General features: G+C 41.1%; 22 protein-coding genes. 3 read left to right on the top strand and 19 right to left on the bottom strand.

Annotated elements, in window-relative coordinates; genetic code table 11:
• Window positions 1-11: 11 nt before the first annotated feature.
• The 12 genes from Ami103574_RS08280 to Ami103574_RS08230 form a co-directional block, all read right to left on the bottom strand.
• The gene (locus Ami103574_RS08280; protein ID WP_163066490.1) at window positions 12-311 is read right to left on the bottom strand and encodes an STAS domain-containing protein; all 300 of its coding nucleotides are present in this window, start codon (window positions 309-311) and stop codon (window positions 12-14) included.
• 117 nt (window positions 312-428) lie between these two features.
• The gene (locus Ami103574_RS08275; RefSeq protein WP_163066488.1) at window positions 429-6,920 is read right to left on the bottom strand and encodes a hypothetical protein; all 6,492 of its coding nucleotides are present in this window, start codon (window positions 6,918-6,920) and stop codon (window positions 429-431) included.
• A gap of 235 nt (window positions 6,921-7,155) precedes the next feature.
• Complete coding sequence (locus tag Ami103574_RS08270) at window positions 7,156-8,262, bottom strand: S-layer homology domain-containing protein (protein WP_163066486.1); 1,107 nt, start codon at window positions 8,260-8,262, stop codon at window positions 7,156-7,158.
• A gap of 506 nt (window positions 8,263-8,768) precedes the next feature.
• Window positions 8,769-9,788, bottom strand: a complete 1,020-nt coding sequence (locus Ami103574_RS08265) for a M23 family metallopeptidase (RefSeq protein ID WP_163066484.1) — start codon at window positions 9,786-9,788, stop codon at window positions 8,769-8,771.
• A 332-nt stretch (window positions 9,789-10,120) separates the two neighbouring features.
• Window positions 10,121-10,312: a hypothetical protein gene (locus Ami103574_RS08260; protein ID WP_163066482.1), complete on the bottom strand. Its 192-nt coding sequence runs from the start codon at window positions 10,310-10,312 to the stop codon at window positions 10,121-10,123.
• Window positions 10,313-10,481: 169 nt separating this feature from the next.
• Window positions 10,482-11,177 carry a MerR family transcriptional regulator gene (locus Ami103574_RS08255; protein ID WP_163066480.1) on the bottom strand — a complete coding sequence of 232 codons (696 nt, stop codon included), beginning with the start codon at window positions 11,175-11,177 and terminating at the stop codon, window positions 10,482-10,484.
• Window positions 11,155-12,786 (bottom strand): MutS-related protein, encoded by a 1,632-nt coding sequence (locus Ami103574_RS08250; RefSeq protein ID WP_163066478.1) that lies wholly within the window; start codon window positions 12,784-12,786, stop codon window positions 11,155-11,157. Before Ami103574_RS08250 ends, Ami103574_RS08255 begins: the two co-directional genes overlap by 23 nt.
• A gap of 258 nt (window positions 12,787-13,044) precedes the next feature.
• On the bottom strand, window positions 13,045-13,800 hold the full coding sequence (locus tag Ami103574_RS08245) for an ABC transporter permease (RefSeq protein WP_163066476.1): 756 nt from the start codon (window positions 13,798-13,800) through the stop codon (window positions 13,045-13,047).
• On the bottom strand, window positions 13,800-14,750 hold the full coding sequence (locus tag Ami103574_RS08240; RefSeq protein ID WP_163066474.1) for an ABC transporter ATP-binding protein: 951 nt from the start codon (window positions 14,748-14,750) through the stop codon (window positions 13,800-13,802). Before Ami103574_RS08240 ends, Ami103574_RS08245 begins: the two co-directional genes overlap by 1 nt.
• Window positions 14,747-14,878, bottom strand: coding sequence for a hypothetical protein (locus Ami103574_RS15960; protein WP_281350918.1), 132 nt, complete (start codon window positions 14,876-14,878; stop codon window positions 14,747-14,749). Before Ami103574_RS15960 ends, Ami103574_RS08240 begins: the two co-directional genes overlap by 4 nt.
• Entirely contained in the window at window positions 14,862-15,746 is an 885-nt protein-coding gene (locus tag Ami103574_RS08235) for an AraC family transcriptional regulator (RefSeq protein WP_163066472.1), read from the bottom strand. Before Ami103574_RS08235 ends, Ami103574_RS15960 begins: the two co-directional genes overlap by 17 nt.
• Before the next feature lie 328 nt (window positions 15,747-16,074).
• Window positions 16,075-16,491 carry a carboxymuconolactone decarboxylase family protein gene (locus Ami103574_RS08230; protein WP_163066470.1) on the bottom strand — a complete coding sequence of 139 codons (417 nt, stop codon included), beginning with the start codon at window positions 16,489-16,491 and terminating at the stop codon, window positions 16,075-16,077.
• Between the two features lie 137 nt (window positions 16,492-16,628).
• On the opposite strand from Ami103574_RS08230, the gene Ami103574_RS08225 reads away from it, so the two are divergent.
• Window positions 16,629-17,072 carry an Lrp/AsnC family transcriptional regulator gene (locus Ami103574_RS08225; protein ID WP_163066468.1) on the top strand — a complete coding sequence of 148 codons (444 nt, stop codon included), beginning with the start codon at window positions 16,629-16,631 and terminating at the stop codon, window positions 17,070-17,072.
• A gap of 17 nt (window positions 17,073-17,089) precedes the next feature.
• Here the strand turns inward: Ami103574_RS08225 and Ami103574_RS08220 are convergent, their stop codons facing one another.
• The 4 genes from Ami103574_RS08220 to Ami103574_RS08205 are packed head-to-tail and all read right to left on the bottom strand — an operon-like array spanning window position 17,090 to window position 19,999.
• Complete coding sequence (locus Ami103574_RS08220; protein ID WP_163066466.1) at window positions 17,090-18,028, bottom strand: DUF1848 domain-containing protein; 939 nt, start codon at window positions 18,026-18,028, stop codon at window positions 17,090-17,092.
• Window positions 18,025-18,588 (bottom strand): bifunctional transcriptional activator/DNA repair enzyme AdaA, encoded by a 564-nt coding sequence (locus tag Ami103574_RS08215; RefSeq protein WP_163066464.1) that lies wholly within the window; start codon window positions 18,586-18,588, stop codon window positions 18,025-18,027. Before Ami103574_RS08215 ends, Ami103574_RS08220 begins: the two co-directional genes overlap by 4 nt.
• Window positions 18,585-19,514, bottom strand: coding sequence for an EamA family transporter (locus Ami103574_RS08210; protein WP_163066462.1), 930 nt, complete (start codon window positions 19,512-19,514; stop codon window positions 18,585-18,587). Before Ami103574_RS08210 ends, Ami103574_RS08215 begins: the two co-directional genes overlap by 4 nt.
• On the bottom strand, window positions 19,511-19,999 hold the full coding sequence (locus Ami103574_RS08205; RefSeq protein WP_163066460.1) for a methylated-DNA--[protein]-cysteine S-methyltransferase: 489 nt from the start codon (window positions 19,997-19,999) through the stop codon (window positions 19,511-19,513). Before Ami103574_RS08205 ends, Ami103574_RS08210 begins: the two co-directional genes overlap by 4 nt.
• Window positions 20,000-20,223: 224 nt before the next feature.
• Here Ami103574_RS08205 and Ami103574_RS08200 point away from each other — a divergent pair, with 224 nt between their 5' ends.
• Window positions 20,224-20,907, top strand: a complete 684-nt coding sequence (locus Ami103574_RS08200) for a DUF3298 and DUF4163 domain-containing protein (RefSeq protein ID WP_163066457.1) — start codon at window positions 20,224-20,226, stop codon at window positions 20,905-20,907.
• Window positions 20,908-20,988: 81 nt separating this feature from the next.
• Here the strand turns inward: Ami103574_RS08200 and Ami103574_RS08195 are convergent, their stop codons facing one another.
• Both Ami103574_RS08195 and Ami103574_RS08190 read right to left on the bottom strand, forming a co-directional pair.
• Complete coding sequence (locus tag Ami103574_RS08195; protein WP_163066455.1) at window positions 20,989-21,675, bottom strand: DUF2249 domain-containing protein; 687 nt, start codon at window positions 21,673-21,675, stop codon at window positions 20,989-20,991.
• Between the two features lie 162 nt (window positions 21,676-21,837).
• Complete coding sequence (locus Ami103574_RS08190; RefSeq protein WP_163066453.1) at window positions 21,838-22,197, bottom strand: VOC family protein; 360 nt, start codon at window positions 22,195-22,197, stop codon at window positions 21,838-21,840.
• 314 nt (window positions 22,198-22,511) lie between these two features.
• Between Ami103574_RS08190 and Ami103574_RS08185 the strand changes: the two genes are divergently transcribed.
• Entirely contained in the window at window positions 22,512-23,966 is a 1,455-nt protein-coding gene (locus Ami103574_RS08185; protein ID WP_163066451.1) for a DEAD/DEAH box helicase, read from the top strand.
• Window positions 23,967-24,037: 71 nt separating this feature from the next.
• Here the strand turns inward: Ami103574_RS08185 and Ami103574_RS08180 are convergent, their stop codons facing one another.
• Window positions 24,038-25,447, bottom strand: coding sequence for an MFS transporter (locus Ami103574_RS08180; protein ID WP_163066449.1), 1,410 nt, complete (start codon window positions 25,445-25,447; stop codon window positions 24,038-24,040).
• Between the last annotated feature and the right edge of the window lie 276 nt (window positions 25,448-25,723).

The raw sequence follows: 25,723 nt of genomic DNA, 5'->3' as shown, positions 1-25,723 counted from the left end.
CTCTGCTTTTTCTATTGAACGGTCAAAATATCTATTAACCCTGTCATTTCAAGAATCTCCATAATATCCTCATTAACATGTATCAATGTCATAGCTCCTTGCCGTCTCATGATTTTTTCCGCCGACATAATAACTCGAATGCCTGCCGATGACATATATTCTACTTTTGAAAAATCAAAAATCAGGTCGATGACCTCATCGGTCACTATCTGTCTTAATTCGCCTTCCAACTGAGGTGCCGTTGTTGTGTCAATGCGTCCTTCAATTAATACGGTTAACCGGTTGTCTTCTATTTTCTTCGACAGTTGCATATTTATTTCTCCTTCATTCTTTGGGGATAGGTCGTCTTCTAAATTGTTTTACTTTCATTATATAATAGAATTTCTTTTTTTAGCAATACTTGTTTTAACATGTCTGAACTTGTTTCCTTAAAACACCCGATGGAGTTTCCAGTAATCATCCATGTTGTCCACGATGACATTCACTTCATGCCTCTTTGTGATGCCTCCGCTGTAGCTAGCTGTAAAGGTAAAGGTCAGCTCTACCGGCTCCTTCCGTCCCCATTTGCTAATCATCGCCTTGTCCCACAAGCTGCCGGTATAAATAGTTTCACCGGCTGCATTTTTCTTCCCACTATTCTTCATGGCTGTACTATAAGATGTGCCATTGATGGCGCAGGTGACCTTGGTAGGGCTGCCGGCTACAGCTGCCTGAAGCATGAACTTTTCCCCGCTCCAAAATACATTAGTGCCTCGTGTTCTCGGCTCTTTCAGCTTTAAGTAGTCGCTATAGGCAATGCTCCGGTTAATCTCCTCCTTGAAGCGGCCCAGGTTATATTTTTTCCTATTAATATCCCACTGCTCCGTATGATACACCTCGCCAATGATCTTGCCTTCCGATACGACAATAAATTTGTAGGTGCCCAGTCCCGCTCCCGTTTGATCTCGGACGGTGCAAACCACTTCATAGGTCCCTGCCAGGGCCTTATCCGGCAAGGCTCCCGTATTGATAACTGGATATTTTATGGGGTCCCCTTTTTCAGAAACAGCAATACTTTCAATTTTTCTAGTTGTTTCGTTATACCCTCTGACAACTTCTCCTGTTTTGGCCATAAATTGATCCACATATCTGTAGGCATTAAAATATTTAGCCTGCCCGGTATTGGGATCGTTGGTATAGACTTGCCCGTAATATTCGTATCCGCCAAATTCGACTTCCCGGCCTTTATCATCTAGGGGTAATATATTCTTCTTTCTATGGGTGTATATCAACTTCTTATCCTTATACACCTCTGTAGTCAGGCTCAGCACGTCCTTCTCCAAGTCATCTATGCCAATATTGATACTGAAGTAGTTGTTTTCTGTCACCTTGGCCGGGCTGGTGCTGATGCCGGTAATCCAGGGCGCAGTGGCCCTCCCCTCTACGTAGAAAGTCAAATCTGCTGTGTTGGACTCTTTGTCATACGCAGGGTAGCCGCCGGAAACCAGCCCCCTGGAGGTGTCATCATATTCCCAATGGTAAACGGTATATTTACCGTCCACATAAAAGCGGTCAATGGGGGCCTCCAGGATTTTAAGGCCCTTTCTCTTGGCGATGGACAGTGCATCATCAATGGTGACAGCCCCTGGAGTAACGGCCTGTCCGCAGATGGACTTGATGTTTCCGTCTTCATCATAAAGGATTGCTGCCTCCGGGTGCTCTCCGTCGTTGTATGGGGTGTGCGCATACAGCCAATAGCCGCTCTTGCTGAGGTCTGCCTCATAATCTGAATAATAGATGTTGTACTTGACTAATTGTCCTTTCTTGTACACCAAGGGAGCATCTTCCTCTTTCTTCCCTGGCTCTGCCAAAGCCATTTCTGCTCTGCCGCTTCCCTTCACCGACGTCTGCCAGCCTTCCAGGCTGTCTTCATGATTAAACCGGTTTTCATACACGGTCCCCTTGGCATTCAGCTTGCTGTATACGGACTTCAAAGTAAAATCCGATAGGAGGATACTTCCCAGACTGCTGCTTGCCGGTGCCGTAAAGGACAGCCTGGCCGATATATCCGGTGCGTATCTGGTCTGGCATTTGCTCAAAAGGGCTGTGCTGCCGCTGAGGGACATCTTGTAAAAGAGATTGCTGTCCTCATTCTTGATGGTGTATTTGATACAAGGACTTTTCTCGCTGAGGGAAACAGGGCTGGCAGCCGATATATCCAACGTGCCTAGGGGAATTTCCACCGCTTTAAAGTCCTTAATATGGGTGTAACTAAGACCGCCCTTTACCGAATATTTGGCACTAAACTTCTCAGACGGTCCTAAAAGCTTAACCTCTTGGTTATAACTGATCCATAGCATCTTATCTGCCGGTGCCGTGATATCGATATAGCAGATAACCGGCGCACTGCTGCTGTAATGATTACAGCCGGTGGTAACCGACTGACCATCTCCTGAAATACTTACCCAGCCATTACCGCAGTCTCTTAAGCTTACATTCCCAGCGTTTTGTAAATCCCATAGATTGATAACCCTTAGACTGGCAGACTCCTGCTGAGAATAAGTCACGACCTTTGGCGAGGTGAACTGCCCCGTCACCCGCTGTATAGTATCTCCGGGGGAGCTAGTCAAGACTTCTTTTGACATGGTATTATCCTCACTGGAGAAATACCCAATCTCAATGGCCTTCATCACATTGTGGACATCGTTATCTTCCGCGGTGCTTTCTACCTTATGCTTTCCCGCCGTTAAAAAGATGAAAAAGGTGGTCTTCTGCTTTCCGTAGTCCTGAGTATCCCCAGTCTGCTGGGCTGCAAGCAGTCCATCCACCCAAACAGATCTAGAATAGGAATTGTAACCATAGCAGTCATTGGCCATATCCAGCTGAAGATAGCCATCCTTTTCCATCGTAAAGGAAAGACTAGGGCCTCCGGTGTTTCCGCTTTTGGAAGTCTGTCCGCCGCCATATCCATTCTCCCCATACTTGCTTCGGTTAAACCAAACGCCTTTTTCATAGGTCACAAAGCCATCTGTTATATAGCTGCTTTCTCCGTTTGTCAAGTCTGCCTGATAGACGATTTCCTTGTACACAGGGGTCCCATTTACTGTCTCGGCCGGATTTTTCTCCGCCTGAAATACGTCTACAGCACTGCCGGATACCACCTGCATATCGTAGCTGTATTCATACTGGGTATTTCCCTCCAGCACAAAATCCTTCCATGCACTGGCTGTATTACCACTGCCGCCCCCGATTAAATGAAGTCGGTATTTTGCTTGTTTTCCCAGCTCTGCAATTTGCTCGGCTATGTCGGCTATCTTTCCCCCCAGGTCCATATCCAGCAAAGCGGCTCCCTGCTGCTGTGCATAGCGCCGTACCTTTTCCATAGGCTCTTCAAAGGCTAGGTTTACCACATAATTCTCTGCCCGGCTCTCAAATTCTCCTTGCTTTGCCAGACCGTTATAGGCTGACTGCTCTGCTGTAATGGGCAGCTTGGACTGTGTAAAGAGGTACATCGGTGCTGAACTGAGGTCCTGACCGTAATACATGTTCACCAGCCTCCCATCAAAGACCTCTAAATTGCTGGTGATGGAGTTGGAAAGGTCCTCCAGCCCCAGGTTCCCCAGGGAACCTGATTCTACCTCCCATTTACCGGTATTCAGGTTGTATACCCACACCCGTCCGTAATACTCCACGCCAACTGCATAAATCAGCCCTTGGTCCCGGTCATAATAGCCCCTGTTAGCTAGTTTGGTTGTACCGACCTTGCCCGAATCCCAGCTGGCAACAAGCGGGCTTTCTGAAGCTTTTTCTACATCGCTTTTATACAGCTCCACGTCATTGTAAAACTTGGAGGTCCCCTTATGCCCATAGGATATACCAAAATAGTCTGCAATACCGTCTTTATCCTTGATCAGGAAAGCGTTCCAGCCCTTATCATCGCCTACACCTCTATGCACATGCGTCTGACTTTGGGTTTTGCTGTTTAAAATCCACACTTCCCCGCCATTGGCCCCATCAGAGTACTCATCAAACCTGCGCACCACCAAAACCCTTCCTTCCCCATCCCAGTCTACGGGTTTTAACGAGGACATCCCGTCTAGGTTTAGGGGATTCTTATAGTCCAGCATGGGCAGAGCGGTCTTGTCCAGTTCCTCAGAAGTTAAATCCAAGCGGCCAATGTAATACTTAGCATCGGCCATTTTGCCAATAAAGCCGAGTTTTCCTTTTTCAATTCGGGGTTCATAGAGCTCTTCCTTTAGGATTCTAGTGAGTTTGCCGGTTTTAAAGGCCAGCCGCTGGATGCCTTTTTCATCGGCAATGTACAGCTGATTTCCATCTCCGCTTAAGAACACCTTGCTTCCGCTGCTGAAAGAAACCTCTGGCAGCGTAGCCAGCAGTGCTCCGGTTTGACTGTCAAAGAGCAGGGTGTATTTCCCCGACGAATCGGCGGTGCTATCGTATCCGTAGGAGTAAACCAGATACTTCTCTTTCTGATCGATATAGAGTTTATGATAGTACGTCGACTTCTCCGGTAAAAGGTAACTCCAGGCAGTCTTTCCGTCTTCATCTACTGCCTGAATCTTTCCACCGTTTGCTGTGCCGTCTCCCAAAATCACCGGTGCAATAAAGTAAATGTATTTACTGTCTGCAATCCTTACCCCGCCCGTGCCATCTGCATTGGGGATACTGAGCCTACTTGTGACACCTGTTTCCTCAGAGGTTTCCGCCACAGGAATCAAGCTCACTTGTCCATCCAGCCCTTTTTCCAGCAGGGCTGCATTCAGTTCATTGCCGGCATTTTTAAACTTGCTGTATTGATTCTTCTTTACCAGGATAGCGATATTGGCCTTTAATGTCTCAAGGGGTTCGATGCTCACCTGGGGAGCAATATTGATGACCTCGGTGTCTGCGGTGATTTCCCCTTCCAGATAATCCGCCGGGGTAATGTATTCCTCCAGTGTAGGCTCAATCCAGATGTCTTTAACGTGAAGCTTGATGGCTGTCTTGCCTACCCCGTCCTTTTTCCAGCCGATGGCTTGATTGGTGCCAAAGGCTAGGTTCTCATAGCCTTCGGCCTGGGTCGCCTTTGTGAAGTCTCCTATTTTCTTCTGGTCCAAGGGACTGTAATTTAAGAGACTCCACGTTCTAAGGAGCTGGTCCCCGTCACTTTGACTCGCATCTTCTGCTTTCAGCTCAGCAGTATTCGTCCCTTGGGCTCTTAAAAAGACGGTTTGCATATTTATTGCCGGAAAAGGCGGCTTGTCCGGAGCCACATCAAATTCCTTATATGCTTCGTCGGTGTCTCCCTTGCTGTCTGTTACCTTGATTCTATAGGAAAATCTTCTGCTTTCCTCTCCTGTCAGGCTGTAGCGGGGGTACTTAGTCAAGAACTCTACGGTGAGCTTCGTCCAGTATGTGTTTTGCACCTCACTGTCTACCTGCCGGGTCTTTATACATGCGCCATTTTCCTGGGGAGCATCTTTAGTTAGACTAATGACTTCATTGCTCTTTAAATCCTTAATGGTGATGTCGTAATCGGTGATAGGCTTGTCCGGGTAGGTGGCAATGTTGAAGGTCAGAATCTGTTTCCGGTTCTGTTTCTGAAAGCCCCCCAGATTGTCCATAACATAAGGGGTCTTTCTTACTTCGATATTTTTTGTATCGGTCAGCTTCTCTCTGGTAGACTTTATGGTGACTTCCAGGTTAACCGGATAAAAGCCTTTTTTCGGATAGGTTACAATGGCATCATAACCATCCTTTTTGATGCTTCCCCCCTCCGTTTTAAATTTATTGGAAGCAAGCTTTTCTTCATAGGCCCGTTTGGCGGAATATCGGTCCCCATCCACCGTAAACTCCGACCAGTCCTCCGCATCGGCCGGGTGGCCTTCATAGGTATATGGGTCGAGCTCCAATACGGCCTTTGCGCCGATTTGCCTTCCGTCTATGACGTTTACGGTAATACTAGCTGTGTCGGATAATCCGCTTATCGTCACCCCTTTTATTTCATAAACTACTGTGCATTCGTTTAAAAAGAATTGACTGATGCTTTGACCCGTATTTTTGCCGACTCCGCCCGTCCCCTCCCAGGTTGCAATCAGTTCCTTTGGTCCATCATCCACCTTCCGATAAAGCTCTGCATAAGCAAGCTTCGTTTTTTCCCCTACTCTACAGGCATCCAGCACCTTAAAGTCCTCCCCCTTTTTAGCCTCTTTTGGTGCCTCCAGGTCTGCAATAAGGCTCTCTGGGTCTGGGTCGGGAATCTCTACCATCTCCTTTACGTCATACTGAAGAATGACAGGAGTGAAAAACATGTAGGCATGGACTTTTTTATCGACACCATTTCTTCCAACATTTAGCTTTTTATATAGGTCCGGAAAGCCCTTTTTAACATCCTCTTCCGGGTTCTTGGAATAGGGACCGGCCATCAGCTGGAAGACTTCATTGATTTGTATATCATTTAATTTTTGAGTTAAGTCATATTGGCGCTTACTGCTCATACTGGCATTATATGAAAAGTTGACGGTTTTACCGCTTGGCACAGCACTATACACAGTAATTGAGCTAGCTGCATAATCTTCATAATTATCTTCATAATACGCTATGCTTGTCATATTGCTGGTATAATGTTCCGAGTCATTCCAATCGAACTTTTTGGAACTATATTGATAAGCTTTCACGTTATATACCTCTTTGGGAAGGGGTATGCTGGTTGATACATACATACTGCCTCCAGGGCCTACATCATCATCCCAGATAATAGTTCCGTATTTATCCTCTGTTCCCCAGATTTGCTGCACACCGATGTCCAGGTGATACTTGGTGACCAGCTTCTCTACTACCTGAGCATAAGCTTCACCAGGATAAAGAAAAGACCCCGAAAAAATCAGGGTCATAATTAAAAGAAACGCTATTCCGTTTCGTAGTATTAAGTTATTTATCATATATTAGGATTCCTCCTTCTACCCATTCTTAAGCTGTTTTTATTGTTGTTTCAGTTGAGATTCGCTATGTTAATGCTTGCTATTGTAGCCTAAGATAACGCCAAAATCACTCTTCCGGTTGGCACCCTTGAGTGGTTTAGCGTAATTCGTTATTCCCTTTAAGTGAGCCGGTCATCATTACGGCTCTTTTTTTATTATACCTATAATCTTAAGTGGTTTCGCTTCTTTTAATAAGTTACTGCCCTTTGTATAAAGGATTTGGCATAATTCCAACAACGTGATGCGTATTCTTATATCTTGGAAAAACGAAATATTCGATGGTGGTAATATCTGCTTCATGAATACCATTGCTTGTAAACTCCACTATTGCATCATCTTTCATTAGATATAAGTTTCCCCATCCTAATTCTAAAGGATGCTTACCATTGATTCTAAGGCCCTTCGTTCCGTTGTTAATTCTTTCTTCCACCTTATACGCTGACATATCTGTTACAAATTCGTAACTGGTGGCCTCCGCAAAGGCTCCCGGCTCCATCCACTCCTCATATATACCATCAGAATCCGTACCACTATACTTACTCTCACCATAAGTTTTATAATTCTTTATCACAGAAGCAATGTCTGTCCCGGAGGTACTGTTATTTTCTTCTTTCTTTTCTCCAGGAAGTATCCTTTTGCTTTCATCGGTCAGGCGATAAATTACTGTTGCGCTCTCGGCTCTGGTCAAGGTGTTTTCCGGTTTAAAGGTATTATCCTCATACCCAGTTATAATACCGCTGGCGTAGGATTTGATGATGTCATAGTCGTTTTTAACAGTTGAGTTTACATCGGTTAAACTGTTTTCCAGCTTGTCATAGTTTTCTATTTTTATGTCTCCTAGTATAGAGGACGTAATCAAGGCCATATCGCTTCTAGGAATACTGCGGTCTAGCTGTTCGGCTTTGATGTCTGTACTGCCAAAATAGCCTTTTCCCAACGCTTCAGTATAGTAGTTTAAAGCCCAGTTCTGCTTTGCTCCAGTTTTTTCGTTGATTGCCGGAGCATTTCCTATATCCTCACCTGTGCCCGCAATTAAGGCCATTTTGATGAATTCTCCGTAGGTTACAGTACCCAGCGGCTTAAAGCTGCCATCAGGATAACCCTTAACCACACCTTTCTCAGCCATAGCATTTACTGCCTCATAGGCCCAGTTGCCGCTCTCGATATCGGTATAAATGGTTTTAAACTCCATTTTAGATGCTGGATTCCATACAGATATGGCGCTTTCTTCGGCATAAACGATTGATACCGTTCCCAACAGCAGAATTCCTATTAAAATTACACACACTATTTTTTTCTTCATGGCTTCTCCCCTCTACCCAATGACTCGACTGATAGAATCCTATAAATCAGCTTTTTTCTTTATAGCATTATAGTCTCGTATAAAATCATCTTACCTCTATATAACCTATTATGCCGTACATGGACTGCACACGGCAAGTAAATTATAGACTTTTCTGCATGCATATATTTTATATGTAAAAATCAGGTCCACATACTTAAACTTGTCTATACAACAAATCCTTTTTGTCCATCTTTATATTTCACCCTCATATTATTCTCTTGTCAAGATACACCCTCGGTATGTTCTAAGTCTGGCATATCTTTATTCTATCATGCTTTTTTGTTTTTGTAAATATTTTACTGTAAAATATTTACTTTTATGGTGTGGATGAAAAATTTGATTTCTAATAATTTAATTTGCCCATCCAGATGCTCCCTAAATGATTCACAATCCTGCTAGCTCAGCTAGGACCGCTTTTTCTGAAAGCTTCAACCCAAAGTTATGGAATATGCTGTTCTATTCTTTTACTTAATCATCGGCAAAGGATCTACCAGCACGCCATTGTAGGTCAGCTCTAAATGCAGATGTGGTCCAGTACTGATTCCACTATTACCCACTGTGCCAATGACAGTCCCTTTGGCTACCACCTGCCCTACCTCCACTTCAACAGAAGCTAGATGCTGATAGCGGGATACCCATACATCTTCGCCCATGTTGTGCTGCACGCGAATATTAACGCCCCGCTCCCCGCCGTTTAGATTAACCGATAGAACGACACCATCATCGATGGCTACCACTGGAGATCCCATGGCGTCAGCTCCGCTTATATCTACACCATTATGTGCTCTAGTAATGCCTAGAATCAGATGCTTTCTTGCAGCAGAGAACTTTGAGGTTACCGTATGCAGCTCCGGCGTAGGCCAAGCAAAATACCCACCTACCTCTGATTGGATGTAATATGGCAAGTCATTAACATGTTCAAACAGCTGCTCCAGTGTTCCCGCGTTCATAAGCCTATCCGCCCACCGGATTTGCTCTTCATTAAACTTCTTTTCCAGCATCAGGTCGTCCAATTCTTTGGGGTAAAACCGCACCAGATACTGAGGTCTTGTATATTCACTAGCCGCCTCCAGAATACTCTGGATATCGCTATTAGCAGACAAGTGAAGCCAGCCGCATATATCCTCCGACGCCCCTAACGTGCCTGAGGATACCATCTTCCAAAAGCCCTCCCCATCGACCTGAGTATATTCCCCAATTTGATAATACATATTTAAAAAATCTACTGCCGATTGATATGGATCCACATCGTCCAGCTTATTGCCGAAACGTACCATATCATATACTACCAATTCCTCCCAGGTACATCCGGCCAAATCTGCCGCCTTCTTATAAGCCTCCTCTAGGTTGTCATTTGTTGCAGTCATAAATCGCCCTAAAATAGTTAGCAGGGAACCCAAAAACAGCAGTATAACCACTATTGCAAGGATAAGCCTTGGGATTCGCATATTTTTCTTTCTTGGCCTTCTTCGCACCCTTGCCATATTACTTCTCCCTTTTGAATCCTTTTTCCGTTCCTACCCATTATGTGTTTTTTAAGATTAGCTCTCGTCGCAAGATTCAACATACTTCCTGGTTCTGCTTCGCTCTGAGCAGCAATTGCATCTCTTCTTTAAATCTGAGTGATATAAATACAATATATTATTTCAGCTGTAAATTTATGCCGATAGAGAATGGAGGCAGGGAGCTGACACGCTCCCCCCCTTTATTCGCTGCTCCGGAGCAAAAGAAAGCATAAAAAAAGGACAGACCTGCAAGTCTATCCTTTTATACCTTATCTATGTTTTTATATAATAAAGTTCCAACCTTGGGAGCTTCAATTCCACGCCTTGCTATCGAACACCTCAATGACTTCTTCTTCCGTGAATTGGGTCATCTCAGCGATTTCTTTTCCAGTCATTCCAGACTCAACCAGCTGAATCATAATCTCTCTTAAAAAATCTTCCCGTTCTTCCTGTACACTCGGATCATACTGATATCCGTCACTCTCAAAGTTTCCCCTAAACAACTCACGTACCTCCGCAATTTACACATACATATAACCGATGTGCTTATTATACTCCAATAAAAGGAAAATCGCAACTGTCGGTTTGGTAAAATTAAGAATTTTTCGAATATATCTGGTGCAACAACACATAAGCACCAACATGATTAGTCGTTAAAAAGATTCTGCTGACTCAAATTTTTTTACATGAAATGCTACATTTAACTGGATAATTTAAAGTTCTGAACTGTAAAAATGCTATACCCAAAAAAAACGACCAGATTACCCAGAATAGTATTATTCCAGGGCTACTACTGTTCATCTTCAAACACGCACCAACAATTCCATTAGCTGGTATCGACAGCCATACCATTCCCCAAAGCAACAGAACTAACCTATTCATCCAAGTCTTCAAGAATATTGACCTCACGCATGCAGTTCCAGCAATCCAGTTAAACTGTGTAAATGCAGCAAAATCTGTTAATAATTCATCCATCTCATCAAACTTCGTTCCCGCTGCTTCTTCACTTTTGATATAATTTAAATAATAATCTACATCCATCTGTTTAAAGTCTTGGTCTTTTATCATCTTTTGACACAAAACAATTGAACCTCGTATACTCTCCTGCTTTACAAATAAATCCTCTATCTGCTTTTCAATCACGAATTCAATTGAGCGCTCTTTTTTCACCAACAAATAAATGCTCTCAAGGGGAATGCCCATTTTCCGATATAAGATAATCCATTTTAACCGTTTCATATCTTCTTCTGTATAATCTCGATATTTATTGTGCCGTTCTCTGGCCGGCTCTATTAAACCCTTTTTTTCATAAAATCGAATATTACTGATACTGAGTCCGGTCTGCTCAGCAACCTCTCCAATTCTCACGCGCTACTCCCCCTATATTGTTTTTGGCTGCCTGTACAATTTCTTCTGGAAAGTGCAATAATGACAGCAGTTCAATTGCATTAGATTTTCCACCAATCCCTTTGTAGATACAATAATCAAATTTTACTTCCTGTTCATCAATATAACTATCAAAATAAAAATTCTCATATTTATCTTTCATATCAGAGACCAATTCCATATCATGTGTTGCCACAATTATAAGACTTTTTGTATACGCAAAATAATCAAGAATAGCAGAAGCTGCTGCCATTCTTTCTTCGGTATTTGTACCTCTCAAGATTTCATCTATTATAAATAATGTTAATATCGGACTATTCGTTTGATCTAACATTCTCTTTAAATATTTTACTTCTTTAATATAATAACTTTCACCTGTCAGAATGTCATCGCGTAGAGACATAGAGGTCATCACCTGAAGCATCGGTAGTTGAAAAGACTTCGCTGTACAGGTATGAAGCGTCTGTGCCATGATGATGTTTACTGCTAAGGCTTTCATAAACGTTGATTTTCCAGATGCATTGGCACCTGTTATAATAGCTCGGTCTTTTAAGGTAAAGTCATTTGTTATTGCCTGTTCAATTAATGGATGGGATATCCCTTGAACATGAATTTCAGACACATCTATAAATTGTGGCTGACAATGAATAGCTTTACTTTTCCGAAACGATGCAATAGCAATCCCCATATCAATGTTTCCAGCAAATTCGTATAATTTTAAAACGTTATCCTGCTTTTGATTTATAATTTTCATAATATAATTAAAAGTGGCAATATCATATAAAGTAATTCCCAGCAGATAATCCTGTAAAATACCTAATAGATCACCTGGTATGCTTGCATATTTCCTGCCCGGCCGGTATACGATCATCCTCGATAATTTATTTAAATCCATAATAGCAGATTCTATTTCTTCTGTGGCAAATATTTCTCGCCATTTATCATTTGACATCACCATTTTACTGAATTTCAATAATTGTTTCAAACTGCCCAAGGAGTATAGGTACACTTCACAGCTTTGTTTCGTTGTAAGATAAACCATTAGATTAATTGGTGCAACAATTAATAGGCCTGCTAGAAATATAGTATTATTCGTAAATATACTTCCAGCTATAAAAACCGACAAACAAACCTGAAGCAAATGTAAAATAAAACTATTTTGAATATGCCAATACTCCGGATTCATTAAAAAGGTTGGTAGATAGTAATCCTCTTTTTGCTTCCCGATAGCTACTAACTTTTCTTCAATCTGAATCCGTCCTGGTTCATTTTCTGTATAATAACGAATTTGATTTTCAAGTTTACTCCAATCCCTACAACGGTCTAAGTCATGTAAGCGATGATAAAGTATCTGTTCTCCGATATAGCTCTTCGTATTGTTCATCCTTAAAAATACTTGGTCCATTTCTAAATCATTCCAGGTAATATCGTCTATTTCTGCTTCACCAAACTGTTCACACTTCTCATCGTGATAGATTTTGATTTTGTCAAATTGATTTCTGTCTGTAAATATTTCATCATTTTCTGCTGGATTCTTCCCAAATCTTTCTCTCAGTTTTTCTTGACGTAATTTTCTTGAACTGCTACTCATCTCACCACCCCTTTTCCTTGATTATAGCCATAATTTAAACCATAAACCAAGGTGAGTGTCAATATTTTTTTAATTTTTTATGATTTGTCTACAGCATAGCAACCCGATCTCAAGGGCTCGTGTCCCTGGACTTCCAATAGACAGCGGACTTGATGCTTATTTCAAGACCGCTGCTTGTCCATTCATCTTTATGGCTACAGAACAACCTCCTTGCTCAAACAACATTTCTAATTTCCGTCGTGAAGCACTTTTTTCTTTCTATAAATCCGTTTCTTTTTTCAATCTATAAAGAGCCCACGAAAAACTGATACCACACATACTGATAAGCAGAAGAAGAACAAAAACGACATGATGAATGATAATATCTCCGTGTAAGATTAACTCACGCAAAACATTGATTACATGAGTAAATGGATTTAGATTGACTGCAATTTTTAATCCCCCAGACAATCCATCTGCCGGAAACAATGCGCTACTTAGAAAAAAGATGGGAAGAACAATTGCGTTCATTATCGTTTCATACAGGACCTCACTTGGAAGGCAAAGACTGATGGCGTAAGCAAGGCCCGAAAGGAAAAAAGCCGTTAAAAATATCAAAAGAGCGATTAAAAGTATGCCCGTGAATCCAGTGGCAATCCTTACAGAAAAAAACAAGCTGATTATGCACATAATCAGGACTTCGATGAAAGTACATAGGACGGCTTCCAACACCTGACCCAGTACAATAGTACTTCTTTTAACCGGAGCAATCAATATCCGGTAAAAGCTCCCCTCTCTTTTCATCAAATAATTCATCATGCCGCTGCTGCTGCGTGCCCCAAAACTAACCAGCACAATCAATCCTGGGAGCACAAAAGCCGTATAATTTGCAATTCCAATCCCTTTCATGGATTGTCCGGCAACAACACTATACAAAACAAGCCATAGCACTGGCTGTAAAATAGTAATCACGATAGTAAAAACATGATGAAAACGCCATTTTATATTACGGTGTAACAAGATTAGACTATCCATTAGCTGACCTCCTTTCTATTTTCACTGGTCAGGCTGATGAAAACATCTTCTAAGGTAGGCTGAATTATTTCAATTCCCAAGAACGGAATGCCATGCTCCAACAGAAGACGGATTGTTTTTTCTAAATCGCTCTGTCCTCTTTTTAAGCTAGTAAGAATTTTATTCTGACGTAAATCGGACTCTTTGAGAGCCAAGGCTCCTTTTAGGGCTTTAAAATAATTTTCAGCTTCTTTTTTTCCTGAAAAGCTAATTTGCAGCATATCCTGCCGCAGATGCTCCCTGAGCAAATTGGGAGAACCTTGAATGACCTCTTTGCCATTTTTCATAATACAGATTGTATCACTCAACTGATCGGCTTCTTCTAAATAATGAGTTGTTAAGAAAATGGTAGTTCCAAAATTATTTCTAATCTTCTTTACCATATCCCACATTGCCATCCGGGATTGAATATCCATACCAACAGTTGGCTCGTCTAAAAATAACACGTTGGGTTTGGACATCAGATTTAGTGCAATATCAAGCCGCCTTTTTACTCCGCCGGAGTAGGTCGAAACCGAATCGTTCAAATACTTGTCTAATCCAAAACAGGAAATGAGCATTTCCATACGGTTTACAGCTTCTGACTTCGGGACTTTATACAGCTTACTTTGAAACATCATGTTTTCTGTAAGGGATAAGTGTGTATCGATAGAAGTTCTTTGTGCCACACAAGAAATTTTTGAACGGATTTCAGCCGCTTTACCATAAGTATCTTTTCCAAACAGGGTAACAGTTCCAGAAGTAGGACTTAGATAAGTTGTCAGTATATTAATAAGCGTTGATTTTCCTGCTCCGTTCTCTCCCAAAAGAGAAAAAATTTCGCCTTCCCTTACCGTTAAAGTAAGACCGTTTAATGCCACCACTCCGCTTTTATACTTTTTCACCAAATCATTCACATAAATAGCAGTCATTTTATTCCTCCCTGAATGGATTTGAAAACATTAGGGAAGAACTTCTTTGCTTCTGTTGCAACTCCTTTGTAATGCTGGTAAGCAACGTGAATTGGCTCAATATTTCTAATTTCAATTTGATATTCCATGGGTTTCATTCTCCTTTTCCTTTTTTACTGCAATCCATACTTCACAATAGCCTGAACGGTTTATCTCCTTGCTGATCGGATAGACTTCTACATCTGGTAGTTCTGCATAGGCATAGCCCGAAAAAGGAAGCCATTCCGTTAAAAATCTTTTAAAAATATCTTGTACAGATGTTTTAAATAAACCGTTATTTTCAAACACCACCCATGTAGCCTTTGGAATTTGATATTCAACCATTCCCTCTGGTACAGGCTGGTCGGTTGCTGCCGCAATGTAATAATATATTTCATCATTTTGGCAAACTGTAGCTCCTAAAATGCTCATGGGCAGCCTAGTTGACAAGTTGCATATATTTGCAAATTGTCTGCTTTTTAATGTATTTTCCCAAAAATGCGGAACACTCCTTTTGTTCTCCTCCATATCCATTGTCAATGGCATGCGGATACCAACAAGTCTCATGGCTTCTTTTTCTTCCACCCGGTAGGGCATAACATTACCCCCTATTATATTGACTGAAAATTTAATAGGCGGGTATGCATTTAAGATACAGCCTTTTGCTTTTGCGGAAATTGGGGATATTCCATGCACATTTTGAAAGGCCCGGTTAAAGGACGTCGGAGAAGTATAGCCATATTTTAATGCAACCTCCAAAACCTTCCTATCCGTGTTTTGTATTTCAAAAGCAGCCTGTGTCATTCTCCGGCGGCGAATATACTCGGATAAGGATATACCCGCTACATAGGAAAACATCCGCCCGAAATAGTAGGTAGAACAACAGGCAATTTTAGCCGCTTCTTCATAACAAATCTCGCCGTCTAAATTCTTTTCAATATAATCAATGGCATTGCTTAGCTTCTTCAACCACTCCATTTCTTTCCCTCCTGACTAAATCATACTGTAGAGAGGATATTTATTCCTCGCTTTTACTGTCCTCTTTTGTAAACTTAACTGTAGCGCAATAAAAATTTATTATCAAGTCAAAAAATCATAACGACTTATTCCATTATTCCGTCTCGGACTGTAATAATTCGGCTGCTGCTTTGGGCGGCTTCCGACGAATGTGTTACCATGATGATTGTTTGTCCGCTCATCGCCTAACATATAAAAAGGTTGACAGCTATCATCAAATGATAAACTGTCAACCTTAATTTATTTGAGTGAAAGCATATTTCAGGGCTGCTTTAAATACAGGGATAACTTAAATCTGACAACTCGGCAGCAGATTTAATAGTGCTCCAAATCGCTGACTAGCCGATGTGAAACAAATAAAGGCCAAGAGCTCTGATATCTCCCTTTCTGAGAACACTTCTTTCAGTGCTCCCATTTCCCGGTCACCTATATGTGTTTCTTTACTAGAAAAATCAGCAAAACGAGCAGCCATTTGTATTCGCGGATTTAGGATAGCCTTTGAAGGAGCCCCTTTAGCTTTGCAGTATTCGCAGCCGTTATTAAAAGCCAATCTGCGACGGACCTCCTCTTTTAGTTCGACAGAAAAGGTTTTGCTGGAATAAAAGCATTCTTCCAAAGAAATCCACTTCTCCAGAATATCTTTATTAAATCCCAATAGTTGTTGAAAGGGGGTCTCCCCGTTCTGTGAAAAAGAAATCATGTTCATCTGTATTCCTCCCTAAAAAATATGTTTAGTTGACGGAATCATTGTAACAGATATATAATGAAAATAACATTTCAATCAATATCAAATAAAACATTTCATATTTCTATTGAAACATTTTTTTAGAAAGGATATGCCAAATGAAAATAGATGAAATTGATGCACGTATTTTACAAGAATTGCAGACCGATTGCCGTATATCCATCAGGGAGTTGTCGAAACGAGTAAACCTTTCGCCCCCTTCTGTCGCGGAAAGGGTAAGAAAGCTTGAGGATAACAACATCATTGAGGGGTATACCATTCGCCTGAACAAAAAGAATCTTGGTTTTGTCATCGACTGTATCATTGAAGTTACCATGAGAGATGGACAACATGTAAAGTTTAAAAACTTTATCAAGGAGTATAAACACAGTGAGTGGTGTTACAGAATTGCAGGTTCTGCATGCTTTATTGTAAAATTATCCGTTTCTTCTTTAGCTGATATTGAAGAATTTATCAATGCGGTATCCTCCTATGCCTTAACAGAAACATCTATTATTTTTTCAAAAACTGAGGTAAATGATAGTATCCATAAGTTTTTATAGGCAATGTAGCAGCTATTTTAAAACAATCGCATTTGTCCGTCTTTTACAGAAATCATCTTTTTCTCATGTATGATGGCCTTTTCCGGCAGATTCCCAAATAAAACTGGAGCTTGCGGATCATGGTTTTCCATATTATTCCGTACTGCTCTCTCCGAAGATATTGCATAGCAATATTGACAGCCATGTGCGCAACCGTCATAAGTGCCGATTTCTACACTCTCCATGCACCTGCACGCCGCCCGCTGATTTATATCTTTATTGTAGTAGATAGAGCAGTCTAGAATTTCTTCTATCAAGCTTGCATCAATACAGGCCCCCGGAGCAATTCCATAGGCATTTAGATCTACCGTCTCACAGCAGGTAAATAGACGGATTTTATGCCCCCCAGCAATTTGAGCAAATCCCGCCGCCACGCTGCGCATATCTGTCTCCTGCATCTCAATCCCACCAAGTGCCTGTAGTTCTCCGCGTATCTTCGGATAGAAATCCAAAAAACTGAAAATACAACGGTGTGTAAAGCCCTCCAAAGCCAAGGCCATTTTTTCGAAAGCTTGTATATGATAAGCCACATCCATTTGTTTTGTCAGGATGACCGGGTCATACCGCCATACTACCCGTTCCGGCCCTAAGATGCGGCTTAAAGTCTGAAACGTTTGTATCCGCGTTTTTTTATCCGGCAAATTTTGTTCAATATTTGCTCCATAGGGATTCAGCGTGAATTGAAAATAAAAAGGATACCCCATTGCTGTTATTTGACTAAGTTTCGGAATCATAGGGGCTGGATTTTTGGTCCAGAACACGAGGCAGTCAACAATCTCTGGGTTCAATCTCACCCGACTGAAATAAAGAGGATTCCGCGGGTTTGGAATTAATGCATAGCCTTCCTGGAGGCGATTGAGCAGCCACTCAGAATAGAAGGCCGGAATATCTGTGCGGCGGCTTGCGCTGATAATCATGGCTTTTCCTCCTTCTGGGCAAAGGATTGCCGATACGCCTTTGGCGAAACACCCACTACTTTTTGAAACTGTATATAAAAAGTAGAGAGGCTCTCAAAGCCACTTTGCAAGGCAATCTGCAATATATTTTCCGGTGTACTCACCAGCAGCTGTTTAGCACGGTCTATACGCAGCTCATTTAAATATTCTACTGGTGTTTTTCCATATTGCTGCTGAAACAGCTGAGTAATTCGGTTTCTGCTGAGACCAAGCTTTTTTAATTCCTCTCTTAAATCGTTATAATCTAAATAAAACTGCTCATAAATCAATTTGATTTTTTCTGCATTTTCTTTCTGTGGTTGAAATTCTAATAAATCAGGCCGACACCGTTTGCAGGGACGAAGTCCATGCTGTTGTGCCTGTTCTGCTGTATCAAAGAAAATAACGTTTTCTCGTTTGGGACTCTTTGATTTACAGGATGGCCGACAAAAAATTCCAGTTGTTTTCACACCATAGAAAAATTGACCGTCGTAAGCGGCATCACAGGACAATGATGCCTTCCATTTTTCTTCTTCTGTCATCTAAAGCTCTCCCTTTCGATTGAGCCTCGTTTTCCCAGCAGAGGGGCACAGTTGGATATCAACAGCCCCAAGATAATAATCCCCCCTCCTGCCCACTGAATGGCAGAAAGCTTTTCGCTAAGAAACACCTGTGCTGTAATAAGTCCAACGACAGGAACAAGCAAAGACAAGGGGGCTATCTTCTGAGCCGGATAGGTTGACAGTAAGGTGCTCCATATACCATACCCAATCAGCGTAGCAAATAAGGCAAGATATAATACAGAAAAGACAGCTAATTCATTCAAGTTGCTCATTGCGTGCCAAACTTGTTCTGATTTTTCCAGGATTAACGAGGCCACCAACATTGGAAGCGGCGGTATCAGACTGGACCACACAACCATATGGAACATATTTAGTTTATTTCCCTGTAATGCAGCCTCCTTAGAAGCCTGCCTGACGACAATATTGGAAAGTCCCCAAAAAAATGCAGCCACTAAGGTAAGTAGAAAAGCTCCCACGGGTATCATAGCTCCCTGCCCGCCACCAAGGTTCCCGCTGATGAGGAAAAGGCCTACGCCAGACACAAGGAGGCCTGCTGCTTGCCCTATTTTAATTCGTTCTTGAAACACGATACCTGCAAATAAAACCGTAAAAAATGCCTGTGATTGTAATACTACCGATGCAACGCCAGCTGGCATTCCTACGTGGATGGCATAAAATAAACAGGAAAATTGACCGACGCCCACTGTCAATCCATAAGCAACCACGTACTTCCAACTGGTAGCTGGGCGTTTTACCAAAAATACTGCCGGGAATGCCGCAAAGAAAAAGCGCAGCGATACCAGCAGCATAGGCGGGATCTCGTGAACGCCTACTTTAATAACAGTAAAATTTATGCCCCATAGTATGATAACAAAAGTGGCTAGTGCTAAATCGCGTACTTTCATAAAATGACTTCCTTTCCTCCGTTGGCCTGTATTCGCTCCAATTCCAGCAACTTTTCCTTCATATCCAAACCGGCCGCATAGCCGACCAACTTCCCATCTGCACCTACAACCCGATGACAGGGTATTAGAATCAATATCGAATTTTTATTATTTGCCATCCCTACAGCCCGGGCTGCACTTGGCTTTCCAATCCATTCTGCAATTTGCTTATAGCTTCGGGTTTGTCCATAAGGAATCTTTCGTAAAGCCTCCCAGACCGTTTTCTGAAATGCTGTTCCTGCAACATCAAGGGGAAGCTCAAAGTCCCTACGACTTCCAGACAAATATTCTGCAAGCTGCTTCTCTGCCTTTGCCAGCAATGGCGTCAGCTGTGTGTCAGTGCCTTTTTGTAAGTCTTTTTCAAAAAATAATTCTGTAATAAAACCCTCGCTTTCAGATATACCAATTAACCCCAGCGTGGTTTGTATATATGCGGTATGTACCATGAAATTTGCCTCCTTCTTATACTTCTACTATACCCTGAAAACACGCCCTTGTCTTCTTCTTTTGCACCATTCAATTTTTATGAAAACAGATAAATTGGAGTTCGATATATGTCTAATAGCCATATGCCCCTACTCTAAATAGGAATAATCCCAAAGATAAATTAGCATATATAAAATTGGCGCATATGATAGGTATAAGCTAATTTATTATAGGAGGTTTGTAAATGGATAAACCAAGATGCTTTGCCACTACTCATACAGAAGAAATTAATTGTCAGTTTAAATATGATAATATTGACATGCTGGCACTTACGATAAAATATCCAATAGTGACTACACCTAATAATTCATGTGCAGGGGAAAAAATAAATAATCAAATTTCTATGCAAGTGGATGAATACTTTGAATATGCCGCCAATACACTTTACCAGCAAGCGATGGAGGACTACGCTGATTCACTAAAAAATAATTTTCCGTTTTATGGCTATGAAGCTTATATGGAATACACCATAACTTATAACGATAACTGTTTTTTAAGTCTTTATACTGACAAATATGAATTCACAGGAGGGGCACACGGAAACACCACAAGAACGTCTAACACTTGGGAACTATGCGGCGGATCAAATATCTACCTCTCTGATTTCTTTAAACCTTCTACAAATTGCACTCTTTTACTCACACAGGAAATAATAGCACAGGCCGAAGGAAACTTAAAAGAAAATCCAGGAATTTATTTTGATAATTATAAAGAGTTAATTATCAGAAATCTTAGCTGCCACAATTTTTATATGGCCCCTAGCGGAATAACCATTTATTATCAACAATATGATATAGCACCTTACTCCACAGGTATTGTTGAGTTTACCATTCCATATGCAACGATAGGTTGGGCTCCTTCCTGTTAGCGGTGAGCTATATACATACAGATTTTGTAACAAAAAAGAGTTGCTATTTAGCAACCCTTTTTTTATCCCCTAATTCGTGTTTTATGACACGCCTACTTCTTCATTTTTCTCACCAAACCGTTCCATGAGCAATTGTTTTATTTCCTCACGGCTCTTCCCATTTTTCTCTTGTGTCTTAATTAGCTTATAAGCTTGAAACAGCGCGGAAGGTCCGATTTCTGAACTAAAATAACCGATTCCTTGATTCCATGCAATCAGTTCGAATACATCGTCCAATGCCGCAGAATCTATTCCCGAAGCATACGCCTTTACAAGTTCTCTGGAGGCTTGACGCATTCTTCCGGCACCAACCGCATTGGCTAAGGACAGTAAAAGTCTCATTTCATAAGACAGGGTTCTTTTATCATTGTTCCAGGTCAAATCCCAGAAGTTTACGGCAATTTCACCAAGTTCTTCATCAATCATTGGATAATTCAACAGGGCCAAGGGTGCGTAAGGGGCCTGTCCCCCTGCCTCTTTTATTTCTGCTCGGTAAAAATATACGTGAAATTCACCAACAGCAGTTTTTTCTGTATGATGGACAAAGCCAAGAGGCTCCAATACTGCATAGAGCGGATGTGGCTCAAAGGTCTGAATAACTTCTAAGCCTTCTCCTATTTCTAAATTCTGGGCTTGTTTTCGTAACCCAAGGAAAAAGTTTCCCTGAAGGTGACGAACGTCTATCTTCTTAAACTCGGCTGTCTTATCTTTCCAATCTTCGTACTTCATATAGCGTTCCTTTCCCTTGCCAGTACCATCTAGCAAGAGCTTAATTTAGTTATTCCATTTACAGAATGTCCTAAATCTAGCGCAAACATTCAATTAGCTTATGCTAACTATAATATTATTATAACAAGTATTTGTAGGAAGTCAATCGGAGTTGTAGATTGTCTACATCTTTTGTTTCAGTTGTACAGATACGCCATTCGGGTCATAAACGTAAAAATAACGGCTTTCTGCATCCGGATTTCGAATATCAGAAGGATTTAAGCCTTTTGTTTGTGCCAATTCATGCATGGCATCCAGTTTATCCGTTACAAAGCAAATGAAAAAGCCCTTTCCTTCAAATTTCTGCATCTGCGGCGTACAAACTAATTCAATTTCTGTCTCCCCTTTACCATTTGTCATAAAAGCAATCTCTGCAGATCCATCTTTAAAACGCCGAGAAATCTTCAATTCCGTAATTGTCTCATAAAATTCAATAGATTTCTCCATATCCTTGACGATTATAGTCAGTTGTCTAAAGTACATAATGATATCTCCTTTTTATTCTAAATTATGCCTACTCAAAAACAAATTACAAAGTTTTCCGTATACTAAGTATAACACAAAAATTGATGTGAAGCACGTTTCGGCTGCTCGTCTTATTTAGAGGTCGTAACATATGTTCAAAAAACCTACAATAAAGTAATCTCCTTCATGCTTAATAATCTATCTTTTTAGCCATACCTATGGTATAATAAAATTTTGTAACCTCTTATAGCGAGGATTGCATTGTAAGAATAAAGATCGATAATAAATCAAAATATAAAGTTATTTAAGGTGAGTTGAGAAAAGAGAAAAATATGAACAAAGTAAACGAAATTCAAGAAAAAGTCATAGAAAAGTTTAAGGATTATCCCCTTGATAATGCCATCAAAAGAGCTCTGAGCGAGTTGGGATTCAAGCAACCCTTAGAGGTTCAGGCCAAAGTAATCCCCATGATTTGGGAAGGTAAAGATTTAATTGTAAAGTCCCAAACAGGAAGCGGTAAAACTGCAGCATTCGCCATTCCTCTCTGTGAAAAAATTGATGTAGAACTTGATACTCCACAAGTATTGGTTCTGACACCGACACGAGAATTGACCGAGCAGGTAAAACAGGATATTGCTGATATTGGTAAATATAAAGGTGTAAAGTGCTGCGCTTTATATGGCAGACAGCCTATGGAACTGCAAAGAAAAGAATTAAAACAAACCCTTCCCCATGTCATTGTGGCTACACCAGGTAGAATGATGGACCACCTTTTGAACAAAAATGTGAAACTCCATGATATTAAATACCTGGTAATTGATGAAGCCGATGAAATGCTGATTATGGGTTTTAAAGAACAACTGGAAACTATTATAAAAAAAATACCTAAGGAACGAGTTACATTGCTCTTCTCTGCAACCATACCAAATGAAGTTCATTTCCTGAGCCAAGAGTTTATGAATCACCCTGAAGAAATCCAAATTGAAGCAGAAGTATCAAACCTGGAAAAGATTGAACAGATTTACTATGCAGTAGATGGCCTTAAAAAAGTTGACTTTATGAAGAAAGTTATCGAAAGAGAACGCCCGAGAAAAGCTATTATCTTCTGTAATACACAAGAGCAGGTTGCCAATTTGTTTGAAATCTTTCGGAAATGGGACCACTTTACTTGTGCCGTACATGGTGGCATGGACCAGCAGATGCGTACGGAAACATTAAATGCTTTTAAAAGAGGCGAATATAAAATGCTTATTGCCACAGATGTAGCCGCGCGAGGGCTACACGTGCAAGGCATCACTCATGTCATCAACTATGGTGTCCCTTTCGAGCATGAACAATATGTGCATCGAATTGGCCGAACCGGTCGTGTAGACCAACACGGTATCGCCATCACCATGGTAATCCCAAGTGAAATGGATCGATTTCATGATCTTGAAAAGTTTCTCGGCTATACGATCCCATGTAAAGGCGGTCATGTAGATCGGAAACCCCCGAAGGCAGATTCCACCCGCAGAACCGGCCGGGAAAGATATAAAGCCGACAATCGCAGAGGGCAGAAGGCTTTTGTGCAGTTTAATGCTGGTAGAGATAACAGTTCTTTGAAAACAAGTGACTTTCTTGCGGCTATCAGACGGGTGGACGGTATTCGCAATGAGGACATCGGAAAAGTAGACATCAGAGGTAAGGTAACCAATGTTGAAATTTCAGATGGAAAGGAAGCACTGGTGATTAAAGCATTTAAAACGAAGACGATTAAAGGTAAACTGTATCGAGTAAAAAAAGGTTAAGCTTATCAGGCTTTAAGGTAAAATTGTTAGAAATAATAAAGGACAAGGACTAAGAATATGGTCTTTGTCCTTTAATTTTTACTTATCTTCTTGTTAGGTATTTGCATAATAAGTAATATGCCTAAAAGAGCAAGTACAAACCCAATAAAAAAAGTATCTCTTTGTGCCAATAAATATATTGTACTTTTATCGGATCCAGTTACTTGTTCATAATGGGCCTCCCTTGTAATTAGCATGACACTGCCAAGAGCCGTACCTAGTGTTTGACCGATATTCCTCATGGTTGCTAACATTCCAGAAGCAACTCCAGAATAATCTTTTGGGGCAGAACTGAGAATTGCTGAATTGATGGCTGATACACTTAAGCCATTTCCCGCACCCAACAACCCCAATACAAGGATAACAAAGAGTAGGCTTACGTTTTCGCTAAAAAATCCCACCAAAACACAGTTTAAGGCGATTAAAGAAAGTCCAACAACCGCTGGTAGACGTGTTCCATATTTATCGGAAAGACTTCCACCTAAAGGGGATGCAATCATCATGACCACAGGCGACGCCAATAAAATCAAACCTGATTTATCTGATTTTAATAATAAAATATTGATTAGGAAAAAAGGAAAAAGATATGTAGTCAGCTGCTGTGTCGTATAAGATAAAGCACAGGTCACATTTGCTCTTGAAAAGGTTCTATTCTTAAATAGCTGTAAGGGCATTAATGGTGCCTCAGCTGTTTTTTCTCTCCATATAAACAAACTAAAGGATACAGCAAATATTACAACACATATTGAAAATGGAGTGGATATCCACCCCCATTCATCACTGAAATTTAGTCCAATGGCCAGTGTACCAATTGCTATTGCAAAATAAAGGCCGCCTAACCAATCAATCTGCCTCTTTCCAGCCTCTTTATTGGTATCTTCCGGCATGACAATCAGCGTTGCTATCAACCCAATGATGCAGAATGGAATACAAAAATAAAAAATAGAATACCAGGAAAAGTGTGCAAGCAGAAGCCCTCCGATTGTTGGTCCTGATGCAAGTCCTACTGACACAAAGACCGCATTAACACCAAGCGCTTTTCCACGTTCGTTATCCTCAAAGGTTTTTGAAATGGTTGCCTGCGTAATAGAAATCAACATACTGTAACCAAAGCCCTGTAAGGCTCTTAAAATAATTAAGGTCAAAAGATTGTAGGAAAATATGGGCGCTAACATAGAGGCTATTGCAAAAAAAGAAAACCCAACTAGGTACTGTCGTTTATACCCGAACAAGTCCGCCATTTTTCCACAAATCAACAACGTACAACATGGAATTAGGGAATAGACAAGAGCCAACCAGCTAACTGCCCCTTGGGACACCCCGAAGTCTTTAGCAATGGTTGGCAGCGCCAGATTCAGACTGTTAATCGAAAAAGATGCAGCTAAATTCGCCATACTAGTGATAGTGAATATCCACCATTTACTCGATTTATTATTTTCCATAGTATAAAGTTCCTCGCTTAATAAGCATTTTAATTGTTTCTTAGAGCAATCGCCCCTTTGACTATCTTCTTTAAGGATATTCGTAGTATTGTTCAAAGTTTCTCAAAACGATCTAGTTCATATAATTATCTTACACCCGTTTGAAGGTTTACACAATCGTGGGGGTCTCCCACTCTTCTCCGTACCAAAATAGCAACCATTCCAATAAGGAAAATGGCTTCTATTGTGTAGATTATAAAAGACTGCGCAGGTTCACTCCTGCTTTTTATCATATGG

It is taken from the genome of Aminipila butyrica, assembly GCF_010669305.1.
In the GTDB taxonomy this organism is placed as follows: Bacteria; Bacillota; Clostridia; order Peptostreptococcales; family Anaerovoracaceae; genus Aminipila; species Aminipila butyrica.
Note: the sequence above shows the minus strand (reverse complement) of the source record. Positions and strands in the feature narration are given on the sequence as shown.